This window comes from Paenibacillus dendritiformis (genome assembly GCF_015845845.1).
Lineage (GTDB): Bacteria > Bacillota > Bacilli > Paenibacillales > Paenibacillaceae > Paenibacillus_B > Paenibacillus_B dendritiformis_C.
Genome location: NZ_LDIG01000045.1, coordinates 1 through 15,163, shown reverse-complemented (window position 1 = coordinate 15,163; position 15,163 = coordinate 1). Strand labels below are relative to the sequence as shown.

General features: G+C 56.8%; 12 protein-coding genes and 3 pseudogenes. 1 reads left to right on the top strand and 14 read right to left on the bottom strand.

The features are described 5' to 3' along the window. From ABD76_RS00750 to ABD76_RS00740, 3 genes are all read right to left on the bottom strand, one after another. Positions 1-795: an SDR family NAD(P)-dependent oxidoreductase gene (locus ABD76_RS00750; protein WP_197253452.1), complete on the bottom strand. Its 795-nt coding sequence runs from the start codon at positions 793-795 to the stop codon at positions 1-3. A 98-nt stretch (positions 796-893) separates the two neighbouring features. Further along, entirely contained in the window at positions 894-2,057 is a 1,164-nt protein-coding gene (locus ABD76_RS00745; protein WP_197253450.1) for a UxaA family hydrolase, read from the bottom strand. Positions 2,058-2,107: 50 nt separating this feature from the next. Further along, positions 2,108-2,431 (bottom strand): SAF domain-containing protein, encoded by a 324-nt coding sequence (locus ABD76_RS00740; protein ID WP_197253448.1) that lies wholly within the window; start codon positions 2,429-2,431, stop codon positions 2,108-2,110. Positions 2,432-2,879: 448 nt separating this feature from the next. Between ABD76_RS00740 and ABD76_RS00735 the strand changes: the two genes are divergently transcribed. Beyond that, on the top strand, positions 2,880-3,884 hold the full coding sequence (locus tag ABD76_RS00735) for a LacI family DNA-binding transcriptional regulator (RefSeq protein WP_197253446.1): 1,005 nt from the start codon (positions 2,880-2,882) through the stop codon (positions 3,882-3,884). A gap of 2,559 nt (positions 3,885-6,443) precedes the next feature. Here ABD76_RS00735 and ABD76_RS00730 read toward each other — a convergent pair. The 11 genes and pseudogenes from ABD76_RS00730 to ABD76_RS29085 form a co-directional block, all read right to left on the bottom strand. Next, positions 6,444-7,328: a carbohydrate ABC transporter permease gene (locus ABD76_RS00730; protein ID WP_197253445.1), complete on the bottom strand. Its 885-nt coding sequence runs from the start codon at positions 7,326-7,328 to the stop codon at positions 6,444-6,446. Positions 7,329-7,359: 31 nt separating this feature from the next. Next, positions 7,360-8,241, bottom strand: coding sequence for a carbohydrate ABC transporter permease (locus tag ABD76_RS00725; RefSeq protein WP_197253442.1), 882 nt, complete (start codon positions 8,239-8,241; stop codon positions 7,360-7,362). 90 nt (positions 8,242-8,331) lie between these two features. Further along, positions 8,332-9,672 (bottom strand): extracellular solute-binding protein, encoded by a 1,341-nt coding sequence (locus ABD76_RS00720; protein WP_197253440.1) that lies wholly within the window; start codon positions 9,670-9,672, stop codon positions 8,332-8,334. A 242-nt stretch (positions 9,673-9,914) separates the two neighbouring features. Beyond that, positions 9,915-10,250, bottom strand: a complete 336-nt coding sequence (locus ABD76_RS30785; RefSeq protein ID WP_420901901.1) for a helix-turn-helix domain-containing protein — start codon at positions 10,248-10,250, stop codon at positions 9,915-9,917. Between the two features lie 474 nt (positions 10,251-10,724). Next, positions 10,725-11,015, bottom strand: a pseudogene (locus tag ABD76_RS30780) (DNA-binding response regulator); the annotation flags it as partial. Positions 11,016-11,264: 249 nt separating this feature from the next. Beyond that, positions 11,265-11,567 (bottom strand): annotated as a pseudogene (locus ABD76_RS30775) (response regulator); the annotation flags it as partial. 3 nt (positions 11,568-11,570) lie between these two features. Continuing rightward, positions 11,571-13,364, bottom strand: coding sequence for a cache domain-containing sensor histidine kinase (locus ABD76_RS00710; protein WP_197253435.1), 1,794 nt, complete (start codon positions 13,362-13,364; stop codon positions 11,571-11,573). A gap of 269 nt (positions 13,365-13,633) precedes the next feature. Beyond that, positions 13,634-13,936: a helix-turn-helix transcriptional regulator gene (locus ABD76_RS29090; RefSeq protein WP_242069280.1), complete on the bottom strand. Its 303-nt coding sequence runs from the start codon at positions 13,934-13,936 to the stop codon at positions 13,634-13,636. Then, positions 13,884-14,360: a response regulator gene (locus ABD76_RS00705; protein ID WP_242069279.1), complete on the bottom strand. Its 477-nt coding sequence runs from the start codon at positions 14,358-14,360 to the stop codon at positions 13,884-13,886. Before ABD76_RS00705 ends, ABD76_RS29090 begins: the two co-directional genes overlap by 53 nt. A gap of 192 nt (positions 14,361-14,552) precedes the next feature. Next, positions 14,553-14,780: a sensor histidine kinase gene (locus ABD76_RS00700; protein WP_197253433.1), complete on the bottom strand. Its 228-nt coding sequence runs from the start codon at positions 14,778-14,780 to the stop codon at positions 14,553-14,555. 218 nt (positions 14,781-14,998) lie between these two features. After that, positions 14,999-15,163, bottom strand: a pseudogene (locus ABD76_RS29085) (IS1380 family transposase); the annotation flags it as partial.

The following is a 15,163-nucleotide window of genomic DNA, read 5'->3' as shown; positions in this document are numbered from 1 at the left end:
CTACCGTTCCATATGATCGTCCGGCTGCGCCGCCTTCACCGTCAGACCGCCGTCCACCATCAGCAAATGCCCGTTGACCTGCATCGCTTCCTCGGATGCGAGGAAGACGACCGCATCGCCAATCTGGCGCGCGGTGCCGAGCCGCTTCATCGGGTTGGCCTGCTCTTCCTTCTCCCGCATGCCCGGCGCAGCCAGGAATTCCGTGCACATATCGGTATCGACCGTGCTCGGACCGACCGCATTTACGTTGATATTGAATTTGCCGAGCTCGATCGCCATCCCCTTCGTCAGCATATGCGCAGCCGCCTTGGACGACTGGTAATGCGGAATGACCGGACTGGTCACCATCAGGCTGGCCGTCGACAGCACGTTGACGATTTTGCCGAAGCGGTTGTCGATCATATGCTTCGCTGCCCGCTGCGAACACATAAAGATGGATTTCACGTTCGTGTTATAAGTGCGATCCCATGTCTCTTCCGTCACCTGCATGAACGGCTCGAACGGGGCGATGCCCGCATTGTTCACCAGCACGTCGACATGGCCCAGCTTCGCCTCGACTTCGTCGAACATGCGGTTCACTTCCTCCTTGCTGCCGACATCCGCCTGCACGACAATCGCCTTGCGCCCAAGCTGCTCCACCTGCTGCTGCACCTTGACCGCCTTGTCGTAAGAAGCCTCCGACATATAGTTGATCGCGATATCCGCTCCTTCCTCCGCCAGGCGGATGACGATAGCTTCGCCGATGCCGCGGCTGCCTCCTGTCACCAGTGCGATTCGTCCTGTTAAACGACCCATGTTGACACTTCCTTTCTCTTTTTCCCCATGTAAAATAAGTTCCTGCCCGCCATCCGGCACTCCGCCCGCTCAGCCAGCCGCCCGGCTGCTGCCATTCCTTACAGGCTCGGACCGATGCGGTTAATGCTGAACTCCGCGTGGCCAAGCACTTCGGCTGTCGTCAGCTTGCCGCTGCTGACCGCCCGAATCTCGTCCCAGATGCGCTCGCCCGCTTCCTGAAGTGAATACTCCCCTTCGAGCAGGCCGCTGACATCGACGTCCATATTGTCGGCCATCCGTTCCGCGCACACGCGGTTGCCGGTAATCTTGATAACCGGAATAACGGCCGACCCGGTCGGCGTGCCGCGTCCCGTCGTGAAGCAGACCAGATGCACGCCGCCCGCGGCCATGCCGGACACGCACTCGATATCGTTGCCGGGAGAATCCATAAAATAAAGCCCGCCGCGCGGCACCTGCTCCGCATACTCGATAATGCCTTCGATCGGGGCGGTGCCGCATTTGCTGATGCAGCCGAGCGATTTCTCCTCGATCGTGCTGAGGCCGCCCGCGATATTGCCCGGGCTCGGATTGCCGCCGCGCATATCCGCTCCCATCCGCTCGACCTCCTTCTCAAAGCGATCGACGATGCGGTACAAATTGTCCGCAATCTCCGGCGTCCGGCACCGTCCGGCCAGCACATGCTCGGCCCCGATGATCTCTGTCGTCTCGCCGATGACAATCGTCCCGCCTTCCCCGATAAGCGCATCCGCCGCTACGCCGAGCGCCGGGTTGGAAGCGAGGCCGCTCGTCGCATCCGAGCCGCCGCATTTGACGCCGACCTTCAACTCGGATAGCGGGATCTCCACCTTCTCCATCGCATCAAGCACAGCCCGCATCTTGCCGGCCAGCTCGACGCCGTGCTGGATCGCCTTGACAGAGCCGCCGACGCTCTGGATGTCGAACACCTCGACCGGCTTCCCGGTCTTGCGGATCTCCTCGCCAAGCTGTACCGGATCCACGACCTCGCAGCCAAGGCTGACGATGATCACGCCGCCGACGTTCGGATTTTTCCCCGTGCCCGCCAGCACCTCGAACGTGCGCTCCTTGTCGGCGCCGATCTGGCTGCAGCCATGCTGATGCGGGATGGCGACCGTGTTCGGGACAAGCTGCTGAATGCGGTTGCATACCTGATTTGCGCAAATGACCGTTGGGATGATTAGCAGATGATTGCGAATGCCTACCTCGCCATTCGGACGCCGGTAGCCTTGGAATGTCATGCTCATTTATCCGATTCCCCTTCCCTAAGTTGACAAGCTGTCAGAATGAGACCCGCTCACTTGGCCGATGCCGCCTGATCGCCCCGTCCACGAATGCCTTCGATATTGTGCACATGCACATGGCTGCCGACGGGAATGCCGCAGATCGCCCGGCCAATCACTTCTCCGTATTTGCGCACATGATCGCCTTCCGCAATCGGAACGATGGCCACCTTATGTCCGAAGGGAATCGCCTGATTCACCGCAATTGCACGAGTCACCCCTCCGACCTCGCAAGTGACCGCTTCACCCGGCTGCAATTCCCGCAGCGCCGTCGCCACATGATCGCGTTCATCCATGACGATAACGCTTACACCTTTTTGCATGACCTTCTCGCCCACGCTTGATCCCTCCTGATTTATCCCGATAAGATGACTTTAACTGGAAATGTTATCGTTAACTCAACAATATCATGCGGTCCCTCTTGATGTCAATGTTCTCTATAGCATAAAATATAATCGGTATAATTCGGTATAATCTATTTTTAACTTATGGTGAAAATGGTATAATTAGGATTCGTAAGGGACGAAAGACTCGATACCGGGTCCGTTTCCTATTCCGCTTCATGACCAAAAGCGGACTTCGTGAGCCGCCTTTTGATTGGAAATAGGACATGCTTCTTCAGTCTCGCTGCGTCAGTGGTTCCCGGCGCAGCAGACGCCCGGCCCGCGAGAGTTCGCTGTCCCGGGTTCAGCCCCGGACGCCGCCTTCCAGCGGCGCTTCATTCGCTGAACGCAGACTGCAGCGATGCCTCCGGCGCCCATTAAATCATAGTAGGAGATAACGCCAATGGCTACCATTTATGATATTGCGAAGAAAGCCAATGTCTCGGCGATGACCGTATCCCGAGTCATCAACAATACCGGAAGAGTGAGCGAAAAGACCCGCGATAAGGTCAAGCAGGTGATGGAGGAAATGCGGTACATCCCGAACTCGGTCGCCCGCTGCCTGGTCACGCAAGAGAGCAAAATCGTGTCGCTTCTCATTACGGATATTACGAATCCGTTCTTCACGACGATGGCGCGGGGCGCCGAGGATGCCGCCATGCGGCATGGCTATCGGCTCATGTTCGGAAATAGCGACGAAAGCTTCTCGAAGGAAAAGGATTACGTGGAAATGATTCTGTCGATGCGCGTGGATGGCGTGCTGTTCGCGCCGAGCGGGGATCAATCCAAGGAGCATCTGGAGTGGCTGCAGCGCCAAAATGTGCCCTTCGTGCTGCTGGACCGCGAGGTTCCCGGGATCGACTGCGACGCCGTGCTCGGCGACAGCCGCGACGGAGCGAAGCGGATGGTGGCGGAAATGATCCGGTACGGACACCGCCGGATCGCTCTTGTGAACGGCGCCCAGGACGTATCGACCGCCCGCGAGCGGCAAGCCGGCTATATCGAGGCCATGCAGGAAGCCGGCATCGAATTCGACGAGTCGCTCGTCATGCAGACGAGCTATTCACGCGAGCAGGACTTGTCCGTCGCCGAGTGGATGGAGCTCGCTCCGGAAGCGCGGCCGACGGCCATCTTCGCGGCAAATAATATGCTGGCCCTCTCCGTGCTGAAATCCGTCCGCGGCCTGGGCCTGCGCGTGCCGGAGGATCTGTCGATTGCCTGCTTCGACGACTTCGGATGGGTGGAGGAAGCGAACCCGTTCTTCTCCGTCGCCTCCCAACCGGCTTACGAATTCGGAGAACAAGGCATGCAGCTGCTGCTGGACCGGATTAAAAACCGGGAAGAAAAACCGCGCCAGATCGTGCTCCCTTGCGACATATTGATGCGGCAATCCGTCGGGAAAATATAAGCTTTATCGCAAATGCATTTCCACCAGGACATTGGGCAACGCTCAGCAACGCCCTTGAACCGCTATAGCCAAATGTCTATCGCTATAATTGTTATACACCCGGAAGGGACGGCCTCTGTCCCTTCCTTTCCTGCATTTTGACGGGGACACACATGGTCCTCTGTCCCGTTTGCCCCCATATACCGCAAAACTACGGCTGCATCTTTTACTCTGGACTAACTGTCGTGCATACTCCCCATGATACGTCGCCATCGTCGCATTGGCACACCTTTCATTGCTTGTTCCCGTATGTGCAGAACCCCCTTAAAGGTAGATAGCCCCCTCTCGCCTTTTGCTCGCTCTCCCGTCCAGTCAGGTGCTTCGGCTCGCCTTTTGCTTGCTCTCCCATCTGGTCAGGTGCCTCGGCTCGCCTTTTGCTCGCTCTCCCGTCCAGTCAGGTTCCTCGACTCGCCTTATGCTCGCTCTCCCGTCCAGTCAGGTTCCTCGACTCGCCTTATGCTCGCTCTCCCGTCCAGTCAGGTTCCTCGACTCGCCTTATGCTCGCTCTCCCGTTCAGTCACGTGCTTTGACTCGCCTTTTGCTCGCTCTCCCATCCAGTCAGGTGCTTCGGCTCGCCTTTTGCTTACTCTCCCATTTAGTCAGGTGCCTCGGCTCTCCTTATGCTCGCTCTCCCGTCCAGTCAGGTGCTTCGACTCGCCTTATGCTTACTCTCCCGTTCAGTCAGGTGCCTCGGCTCTCCTTACGCTCGCTCTCCCGTCCAGTCAGGTGCTTCGACTCGCCTTATGCTTACTCTCCCGTTCAGTCAGGTGCCTCGGCTCTCCTTATGCTCGCTCTCCCGTCCAGTCAGGTGCTTCGACTCGCCTTATGCTTACTCTCCCGTTCAGTCAGATGCCTCGGCTCTCCTTATGCTTACTCTCCCGTCCAGTCAGGTACCTCGACTCGCCTTATGCTTACTCTCCCGTTCAGTCAGATGCCTCGGCTCTCCTTATGCTTACTCTCCCGTTCAGTCAGGTGCTTCGACTCGTCTTATGCTTACTCTCCCGTTCAGTCAGGTGCTTCGACTCGTCTTATGCTTACTCTCCCGTTCAGTCAGGTGCTTCGACTCGTCTTATGCTTACTCTCCCGTTCAGTCAGGTGCTTCGACTCGTCTTATGCTTACTCTCCCATCTAGTCAGGAAGTAGGTGGACTCTCTGCGAGTTATATTTGTCTACCTCTTCAATCTCTTCTCAATTACAGTTCATCATAGTATAAGACTTTCTTCATGCTAACCCCACTTAACCAACATTATTTCAATTTCCCGCCGTCTCGTGGTTATTGATTAAATGGCCGGCGAGTTCCGTCCTGCGTGAAGGGGATAACGCTCATAAGCAAGAAAAAAGATGCTGATTGGACACCGTTCCTGCTCCAAAGGGATATTGGTGATAGGCGTGGTAGAGACGGTTTTATCTCGGGTTCCTGTGCTGCGGGGATATTGTTCATATGCAAGAAAAGATACGGTTCGCCACCGTTCCTGATCGAAAGGGATATTGCTCATAGGCATGGTAGAGACGGATTCCCAGGGAGTTCCTGTGCTACGAGGATATTCTTCTTAAACAAGAAAATAAACGGAGCGACACCTGTCCCGCCCTAAAGGGATAGTGCTCATAAGCGGGGTAGAGACGGATTCCCGGGGAGTTCCTGTGCTGCGGGGATATTGTTCATATGCAAGAAAAGATGCGGATTCGACACCGGTCCTGATCGAAAGGGATAGTGCTCATAGGCATGGTAGAGACGGATTCCCGGGGAGTTCCTGTGCTGCGGGGATATTGTTCTTAAGCAAGAAAAGATGCGGATTCGACACCGGTCCTGCTCCAAAGGGATATTGCTCATAGGCGGGGTAGAGACGGGATCCCCGGGGAGTTCCTGTGCTGCGGGGATATTGTTCTTAAGAAAGAAAAGATGCGGATTCGACACCGGTCCTGCCCTAAAGGGATAGTGCTCATAGGCGTTGTAGAGACGGATTCCCGGGGAGTTCCTGTGCTACGAGGATATTCTTCTTAAACAAGAAAATAAACGGAGCGACACCGCTCCTGCTCCAAAGGGATATTGGTGATAGGCGTGGTAGAGACGGTTTTATCTCGGGTTCCTGTGCTGCGGGGATATTGTTCATATGCAAGAAAAGATGCGGATCGCCTCCGGTCCTGCTCGAAGGGGATATTGCTCATAGGCGTTGGAGAGGATGTTTCTCATATGTGTTGTAAACGATGTTTCTCATATGCGTGAATAGAAGATGTTTTCTCATATGCGTAGAAGGTACAGGCTTATCTCGTTTTCCTGCGCTAGGAATAGTTGTTCATAAGCTGAGAAGGCCCAAGTTCACATCAATGATTTAAGCCGGCAACCTTGGGGGCTCAAAGGAGCTGCTTTTATCGGTGCCGGCTTTCCTGTTGTGTTCCCGTGGTGAAGGCCTTGCGAATCAATCATCGGCCTCCGAACGCTTCCGTTCGTCCGTTTCTCGGGGCTGTCCCGTAGTTTAGAGTTTTTCAAGGAGGCTTTGTCCTCTCCTCGCTTTTTATCGGTTATCCTTTGACGGCGCCCGCAGCCATCCCTTTCATGACCTGCTCCTGGAAAAGGATGTAGATCGCGATCGTCGGCAGCGCGGCCATCCCAAGGGCGGCCATCGTCAGTTTGTAGTCTGTCGAGTAGCCTGTGGCAAAGACGGACAGGCTGAGCGGCAGCGTTTTCAGCCCCGGGCTGTTGATAAAGACGAGCGCGAACGCGAAGTCGTTCCAGAAGCGAAGGAAGCCGAGTATCGCGACGGTGGAGAGCGCCGGGAGCGAAACGGGGAGCATGATCCGCGCGAAGATCCCCATGTAGCCGCAGCCGTCCACCTGCGCCGCTTCTTCCATTTCTTTTGGCATATTGGCCAGATAGGCAGCCACGATGAAAATGGCAATCGGCAGCTCAAATGCGGTATAAGGGAATATGAGCGCCGCATGGGTGTTCAGAATGCCCAGCTTGTTCATCATGATGAAGAGCGGAACAAGCGTGCTGTGAACCGGTATCAGCATGCCGAGCACGAACAAGCCCTGCAGCAGGCTTCGCCCCTTGAACCGGAACCGGGCCAAAATGTAAGCCGCTAACGCCCCGAGGAGCAAGGTGGCCGCCAATGATATCGTCGTGACGAACAACGAGTTCCACATGGAGCGCCCCATCCCCGACACTTCCCATGCCCGAACGAAATTGTCCCACTGCCATGTGGTCGGAAGTCCGAAGGGATGGGCGAAAAACTGCTCGTTCGTCTTGAAGGCGCTGAGATAGAGCCAGATAAGCGGGTACAGCGTGACGAGCGCATAAATGGCCAAGCCGGCGTTCACGAAGAGCCGGAGCGCCCGCGACCCTTCGCGCGAGCCTGCGGCGCGGACCGTCTCCCCTCTCGCAGATGCGGTTATCAATGATGCCATATCGATTCCTCCTTCCTGTCCTGCCCGGATGCTAATGCGCTTCCCGGCGCATCAGCCGCTGCGAACCGGCGACGAGCAGCAAGCTGATGATGACGATGAGGGTAGAGACCGCGCTGCCGTATCCGAAGCGGTAGACGGTGAAGGTGCTGTTATACATGTACGATGCGAGCAGCTCCGTGGCATGAGCCGGACCTCCGTTCGTCATGACATAGATCAGGTCGAACGCCTTCAGGCTGCCGGAGATGCACAGCACGATCGCCACCTTGAGCGTGTCCCAGATCATGGGCAGCGTCAAGGATGCCAGCTTGCGCATTCCCCGCGCTCCGTCCAATTCGGCCGCATCGTCCAGCTCGGACGGGATGCTGTGCAGAGCGGCAAGGAACATGATGAGATACGGTCCGATATAGTTCCAAATGACGGGAATCGCGATCATCCAGATGGCGATGTCCGGTTCCGACAGCCAGGCCCGTTTCCAATCGGCTAATCCTATCGCATCGAGCGCCGCATTCACCAGTCCGGTCTGCGGGTGATAGATATTCGTCCAGATGATCCCGATGACGACCGAGGACAGCACCATCGGCATGAATACCGCCGAGCGGACGAAGCGCTGGAACCAGGTTCCGCGCTTCAGCAGCAGGGCGAGCAGCAATGCGATCGGGACCTGGCCGAAGACGGAAGCTCCTACAATAATCATGTTGTTGCGGAACGAGAGCCAGAACACCGGATCCCGCAGCGCCTCGCTGAAGTTGGCGATGCCGATGAAGCTCATCTCGCCGATGCCTTTCCAGTCAAAAAATCCGTAGTAGGCGGACCAGAATATCGGCACAATGACGAACAAGGCGTAAATGAGAAGCGACGGCGCCAGCCCTGCCGCAATAAATATCCGCTTGCTTGACCCCGCATGAGCGCGCATTCGGCTCAGCCTCCTCTCTTTGATGTTGAAGCCGCCGCCCGCCCCGGCCTGAACGGTCAGGGGCAAGGCGATGCGGCAGCATACGGCATGTCAACGGCCGAGCGATTTCGCCTGAGCCTCTTGAATCTTACGGGCGATCTCCTCCGGATTGCCGCCCATCAGCAATTCCTGCAGCCCGTTATTGACGGCGTCGGCGCCTGCGCTTGTCATGACGGCGTCATAGACCGGCGTACGCTTGACTTCATTTACAAGCCGGTACACTTTGGCGAACAGCGGAGATACGGCGCCCTCATCGAGATCCAGCTTGTAGCTGACCAGTTGATTCGCTTCCAATGTGCGCTTCTGCGCCTCCGGACCGGATAAGGCGTAGATCAGTTCGTAGGCGGCTTCTTTGCGCTTGCCGTCGACCTTGGCGCTCAGACCGAGCCCGACGCCGACGACCCCGGAGGTCGAATTCGGATCGCCCTTGCCATCGGGAACCGAAGGCAGCACCGTCGCGCCCATGCTCTTCAGCGCTTCCGGCGACGCATTGGCCGACAGATTCGTCAAGGCCCAGCCGCCGTCGATCATCATCGCAGCCTGGCCTTGCGCGAACATCATTTCCATCTGCGTGTTGTCGATGCTGTTGAAGCCGATTTGGAACGCTCCTGCCTGCTGCAGCTGTTGCAGCAGCTCCAGCGCTCTCACGAATTCCGGATCCGTGAATTTGGCTCCGTCCTGGTTCGCAGCCTTCAGGAACCATTCCGTTCCGGTCACCCGATCCGCAAGCGAGCTGAGAATGCTCGACTGAGCGAGCCAAGCCGCCTTGTTGCCGAGCGCAATCGCCGTTACCTTGTTCTCATTCAGCGTCTTCACGGCGGCAAGCAGTTCATCCCATGTCTTCGGCACCTGCAGGCCGTAGCGGCTCAATATTTCCTCGTTATAATAAAGGATCGAAGTCGGCGACAATCCCATCGGAGCGCTGTATATGCGGCCGTCGATCGTAAAATCGTCGAAAGATCCCGGCAGGAAGCCGCTCTTCCACTCCGCTTTGCTGTCCAGCAGATCGTCGATCGGCTGAATCAAGCCTCCGCCATGAAATTCCTTTGTCATCATGCCCGGCCACATCAGGAAGACATCCGGCATTTCATTGGCGGCCGCCACCGTCTTCAGGCGCGTTTTGTAGCCATCCGGCGGAATGGCTTGAATATCGAGCGTGATATCCGGGTGCTCCTGCTGGTATGTCTCGATGATCTCGCGCATCGCTTTGGCGCGAAGATCGTCTCCCGTGAAGTTATGCCACAACGAGAGCTTCACCTTCTCCGCCGCGCCCTCATCCTTCAATTCGCCCCCAGGCCGGTTCTGCCCGGCATCCGTGCCTCCTGAACCGCATGCGGAGAGCAGGGAGACAGCCAACAGCACAACGAGCATCGTCATCCATCGTGTACGCATAGAACAACCCCTCCAATTATCTATCATGTCGAGTAATTCAATCGCATTAAGGCCAGCAGAGGAAGTGCGCTTTCGCCCGGACCGCTCTGCGTACGTCCAGTATACGAAAGCGCTTCCTTCTCGAGTGAGGGAAGAAATTAAGCGGCAGGGGGGAATGTTTTCGCCGATTGCGGCGAAGCCCGGCGCTTGGCCGCGCTGGCGGGATCGTTCATTTGTCCGGGTGCTCCCCCGCTCTCCGCTTCTCAATGCGTGGTGATGCTGTCCGAGCCGCCTGCAGCTCCGCCGCTCCGGCTGCTCCGATATTCGGAGGGAGTGCAGCCCATATGCTTTTTGAACAGTTGGGAAAAATACTTCAAATCCTCGTACCCCACCATCCGGGCGATATCCGACACCAGCCCCGATCCGTCCTGCAGCAGGCGGCATGCCCGGGCGATGCGGGCCTGGGTAACGTACTCGATATAGTTCATGCCTGTCTCCTGCTTGAACTTATCGCTCAGATGATTCGGGTGGACGTTCACTACGCTGGCGACATGCTGCAGCGTCAGGCTTCCGTCGGCGGTCTCCCGGATATAGCGCATCGCCCGGGAGACATAAGGGACCGCGTCGTCTGCATACCGGTCCCGGTAAATTTGCATCGCCTCCTGCAGGGCGGCGAAGAGCGAGCCTTCCCATTGCTCCGGCTCGGCAGCCGCGGGGTCGGGGAGCGCATGCGGCTGCCAGCCCCAGCCGTCCCACGCCTCCGCGGCCGGCCGTTTCAGCGGCGCATCGGCCTGCGCGCACCGCTCCAGCCAACGCTCGGCCGCGATCAAGGCGGATTGCCCATAGGAGCGGACGGACTCCGGCGTGGCGTGCGGATGCGCGATCAGCTCCTTCACCCGCTCCCCGATCCAGCGGCGCAATCGCTCCGGCCGGCCCGAGGACAGCGCCTGCAGGAGGCCGTTCTCCTCCTGCGCCGAGCAGATCGACGGACGGCCTTCGCGCGCCGCCGTCTCTTCATAATGAAGCAGGCGGCGGCCGTCCGCGAACCAGCGGAAGCGCCCGGCGCTGCAAGCTTCCCGGCAGGAGCGGCCGATGTCCGCGGCATCCGCGGCGGCTCCGCCGATCCCGGCAAAGAGCCGGCACTTGAGGAGCTGCTCCGTCCGGCGGAGCGCCTCGTCCCAGCCGCACGGCAGACGGCCGGGGACCGAGTCCGACCGGCGAAGCGCCAGCAGCCGCTGCTCGTGCCGGACGACCGGGCCGCCAAGCAGCTCGGCCAGCAGATTGGCGGCCGCGAACAGCAGCAGCCCGTGCCGGGCTTCGCCCCAGCCGTCCGCCTCGATTATGGCCGCCTCATACGAAGCCGCATCGCTTCCGCTTCCCTGCGGGGCGCCGTCGCAGCGGAACAATTCGGCGGCGATACGGCGGCAGTCTTCCGCAGGCAGCGGCTCGGTCAGCAGCTTCAGCACCTGGCGCTCCCGGTGGGACGCCTCCTTCGCCGAATCATGCACCGCCGCGTCCTGCTTCTCCAAGATGCGCGCCTTCGCCCGCAGCGCCGCTTTCACGATGTCGTCGGGGCGGCTCGTTTTCAGCAAATAATCGCATACCCCTTCCCGCAGCGCACGCTGGGCGTAATGAAAATCGTCGTAGCCGGTCAAAATCAGCGTCTCCGTTCGCGGGCTGACCTCGCGGATATAGGCCGCCAGGGCGATCCCGTCGGCGCCGGTCATCCGGATGTCCGTCAGCACGAGATGCGGCTTCTCCGTCCCGATCGCCTCCATCGCCTCCTCGGCGGACGCGCAGGGCGGCAGCACCTCGAAGCCGAGCTCGTTCCACGGAATGACCTGGGCCAGCCCCGTCCGGATGATGACCTCATCGTCAACAATCAATAGTTTCACGGATATCTCCCCTTTGCGCATAATTCATCTGGTGCTTCGATCCGCCGGAATGGAAAAGGAGACCGCGGTCCCTTCCCCTGGCCGGCTCTCCATGTGCAGCTCCGATCCGGTTCCGTAATGGAGAAACAGGCGGCGCTGAACGTTGAACAGGCCGTAACCGCTGCCTCCCGAGCGGGGTGCTTCGGCATTCGCCGCGGCCGGCTCCGGGGCGCTCAGCCGCTCCCTGACCCGCTCCAGCTCTTCCGGGCCGAGACCGCCCCCGTTATCCTGTACCGTGAAGCGGACCCGGCCGCTATCCATCATGACAATCTCGATGAGCAGACGGCCTCCCGATACCGGATATGCCGGAAGCAGCCCATGAGTTATAGCGTTTTCAACGAGCGGCTGCAGCAGCAGCCTCAGCATCGTAAATTGTCTCAGCTCCTCCGGCAAATGAATGCGGTAATCGAAACGGCCGGGATAGCGAACCGATTGAATCTCCAAGTAATTCGCGACATGCTCGGTCTCCTGCTCCAGCGAACAGGTCTCCAGGCCCCGGTTCAGGCTGAAGCGCAGGAAGTCGCCCAGCGCGCCGACGAGGCTGGCAATGCGGCCGTTCCCTTCCATGTAGGCCATCCATTGAACCGATGACAGGGTGTTGTATAAAAAATGGGGGTGGATTTGCGCCTGGAGGGCCAGCAGATCCGCTTCCTTTTTCCGCGCCTCGTTCTCCTTCACCTGCTCCGTCAGGCTTCGGATATTGTCGCTTAACTGGTTGTAGCTGTGCACGAGCATTCCGATCTCGTCGCTGGAGGTGAGCGGCAGCGGACGGAACGGCCGTTCCGGCTCCACGGCGCCGATCGATCGGGCGAGCCGGATAATCGGCTTCGTCACCCGCTTGACGACATAAGCAGCCACGGCGGCAATCACCGCAATGACGATCGCGACCGTCACGGCCGTAAATTGGAGCAGATACCTATTCTGGGCGCTGAATGTCTGATAGGGAATAAGCGCGTATACGCTCCACGGGGCAATCGGCACGGACATCGACACGACAAAGTGGCGATCGCGGCCCTCCCCGATCTCCGAGAAGCGCGCGGCGCCGGGATGCGCCTCTTGCCGGGCAAGGGCTCTCAGCTTCGCGGACCACGGTTCGGCCGCGTCCGGATCGGCGTTGGCGGCGACGATATTGCCTTCCGCGTCCAGCAAGAACAGACTGCCTCCGCCATCCACCGCCGCCTCGCGCAGCCGCTCGGCAAGCGCGTCACCGTCAATGCCGATCGACAGCATGCCGAGTTTGTCGAACGTATTCATATTGCGGATCGGGCGCACCAGCGAGACGGTCCGCTTCTGGCCCAGCGTCGTGTCGCTCAGCGTCGGCGGCGACCACCAGACCGGGTGATCCCGCCAATACGCCTCGTCGGACGGGGCCTGTCCGAACAGATGGGAGGACAGAAGCGTCGTATTGGACAGCTCCGGGTTGCCGTTCAGCGGAATAATGCGGATGTCTGCGATGTAGCTTTTGGAAAAGGCAAGGTTCGTCAAAAAACCGACCATGCGCAAATAATCGTTGGCGCTTGCCCGGTCTTTGGCCAAATATTGCTGGACATCATGCTGTCCGATCAAAAATATCGACATGTTCTCCACGTCCTGAGCGATCGTCTCCAAAATGGCGCTGATCTGACGCAGCGTATTGAGGCTGGCCTGCTTGCTCTTCTCCTCGCTAATCGACCATGCCGTCCGGTAGGAGACGTAGCCGAGCAGCAGCACAGGGATGATGATGAAGGCGATAAGCAGGGTCGATAATTTGCGGTGCAGCGAACGGGTCATCCAGCGCATAACGTTCCCCCTCTCTCGGGTAAGTTCAGCAATAGATGTGGTTCAAAGCTGCAATCAGTGTTTGGATGAATTCCAATGTGAGATATGGAATTGTTGTAAGTTGCACCACACAACAAAAGGAGAGGCAGATGCCCGTTCAGTATATCAACGAATTGATAGATTTTCCAGAACTAAATATCTGTTCCCGATCCCGGAATCATGGGGACGAGCAGTGAAAGACGGCCGGCTTGCGGGGCGCAATAGACATGAAGATCGTCACATAGGGGCGGCTACATCGATTGCTCCAAAAAGCTGCTTGGAGTGTGCCCGATGTATTTCTTAAACACTTGACTAAAATATTTATAATCTTGGAAGCCCACCCGTTCCGCGATTTCATAGATTAAGAGATCCCCTTGCTTCAGCAATTCAATGGCCTTGATCATCCTGTATCGGTTAAGAAAATCATTGAACGTATAGCTTGTTTCCTCTTTAAATTTGGAGTATAGATACACCGTTGAAATCTGAAGGCTGGCGCTAAGATCATTGATAGAGATTTTTTTCGAAAAATTTTGCTTGAATATCCAATAATTCATTGTACAAATGGAGCTCATCAAAGAACCGTCTCTCGTTTTGGCGCTGTAGTTTTAATTGTATTTTGGCGGTGAGCTTGACGATCGCCGCATTTAATTTATCAAAGTCAATCGGCTTTAACAGATATTCGCTTACGGATAGCGATATCGCTTGCCGGGCATATTCTAACTCGCTATATCCGGAAATAATGATTGCTTCATAGTCATGCTCTGCTTTGCTTTGCCTTAACATTTGGATTCCGTCTTGAAAAGGCATTCTCACATCGGTAATGACGATATCAGGCTGCAGCTCCTTGATTTTGGCCAGGCCCTCGATTCCATCGGCAGCTCTTCTCACGACTATAGAATTCAGCTTCGGCCAGTCCACCATATAGATCAGACCGTTTCGAATAATATCCTCATCTTCAACGATTAATACCTTATACATTGTTCACATCTCCTATATAAGGGATTCTCGCTATCACCGGGCACCGTGTTTGCTTTGTATGGAAAGCCCATATGTCGGCCCATATAAAAGCTGCATCACTCTATGGGAGTTGTATAACCCAACATGCTCTGGCATGGCATCCTTATCGTCTAATAATTTTTGTAAATAATCGAGCCTTTCCTTATCCATCCCTTATCCGTTATCCTCTACTACGATTTCAATGTCATTCCTGGCTTTTCGAATCGCAATTCGAATCCATAAATGCTTCGTATGCTCCAGTCCATGCTTGATGCTATTTTCAATGATGGGCTGTACTAATAATTTCGGCAGTTTATATTCCAAAAGATCCGGATCAATATCCACTTCATAATCTAACCTTGTATTAAATCTCATTTTTTGCAGCCGCAAATAGTCTTCCATGTAACCTATATCCGTTTGGAGCGTGACCTCTCCATTGCCGTAATGGATATAATATCTCCCTGAATCCGTGAAAGGGTTACGAATAAGAGAACCATCACTATCAGCTGTAACGATAGGCGCAGAAAGCAGAGGTGATGACTCGATTCACTTGAAAAAGACATCACGAAACAAAGCTTCCCTTGTGCAAAGCTTGAACGGAAACATAGGTTCGCAATCTATTATCCCGACAAGGTCCCGTAAATGCGCTGGAATGTCTGAAACCATGGACTATGTCTTCCGAAGCGGAGCTTCGTTTGTCTGGCATGCTCTACCATTCGAGAGGCCAGCCAGATCAGATTTTCGATGACCGTTTTGACCCGCCTGCGGCTGACTTTGTTTCGAAG

Bases quoted from the DNA above. Each gene is read 5' to 3' on its own strand.
- ABD76_RS00750 (WP_197253452.1), bottom strand. From the start codon at position 795: ATGGGTCGTTTAACAGGACGAATCGCACTGGTGACAGGAGGCAGCCGC.
- ABD76_RS00745 (WP_197253450.1), bottom strand. From the start codon at position 2,057: ATGAGCATGACATTCCAAGGCTACCGGCGTCCGAATGGCGAGGTAGGC.
- ABD76_RS00735 (WP_197253446.1), top strand. From the start codon at position 2,880: ATGGCTACCATTTATGATATTGCGAAGAAAGCCAATGTCTCGGCGATG.
- ABD76_RS00730 (WP_197253445.1), bottom strand. From the start codon at position 7,328: ATGGCATCATTGATAACCGCATCTGCGAGAGGGGAGACGGTCCGCGCC.
- ABD76_RS00725 (WP_197253442.1), bottom strand. From the start codon at position 8,241: ATGCGCGCTCATGCGGGGTCAAGCAAGCGGATATTTATTGCGGCAGGG.
- ABD76_RS00720 (WP_197253440.1), bottom strand. From the start codon at position 9,672: ATGCGTACACGATGGATGACGATGCTCGTTGTGCTGTTGGCTGTCTCC.
- ABD76_RS30785 (WP_420901901.1), bottom strand. From the start codon at position 10,250: ATGCGCTATATCCGGGAGACCGCCGACGGAAGCCTGACGCTGCAGCAT.
- ABD76_RS00710 (WP_197253435.1), bottom strand. From the start codon at position 13,364: ATGCGCTGGATGACCCGTTCGCTGCACCGCAAATTATCGACCCTGCTT.
- ABD76_RS29090 (WP_242069280.1), bottom strand. From the start codon at position 13,936: ATGAATTATTGGATATTCAAGCAAAATTTTTCGAAAAAAATCTCTATC.
- ABD76_RS00705 (WP_242069279.1), bottom strand. From the start codon at position 14,360: ATGTATAAGGTATTAATCGTTGAAGATGAGGATATTATTCGAAACGGT.
- ABD76_RS00700 (WP_197253433.1), bottom strand. From the start codon at position 14,780: ATGGAAGACTATTTGCGGCTGCAAAAAATGAGATTTAATACAAGGTTA.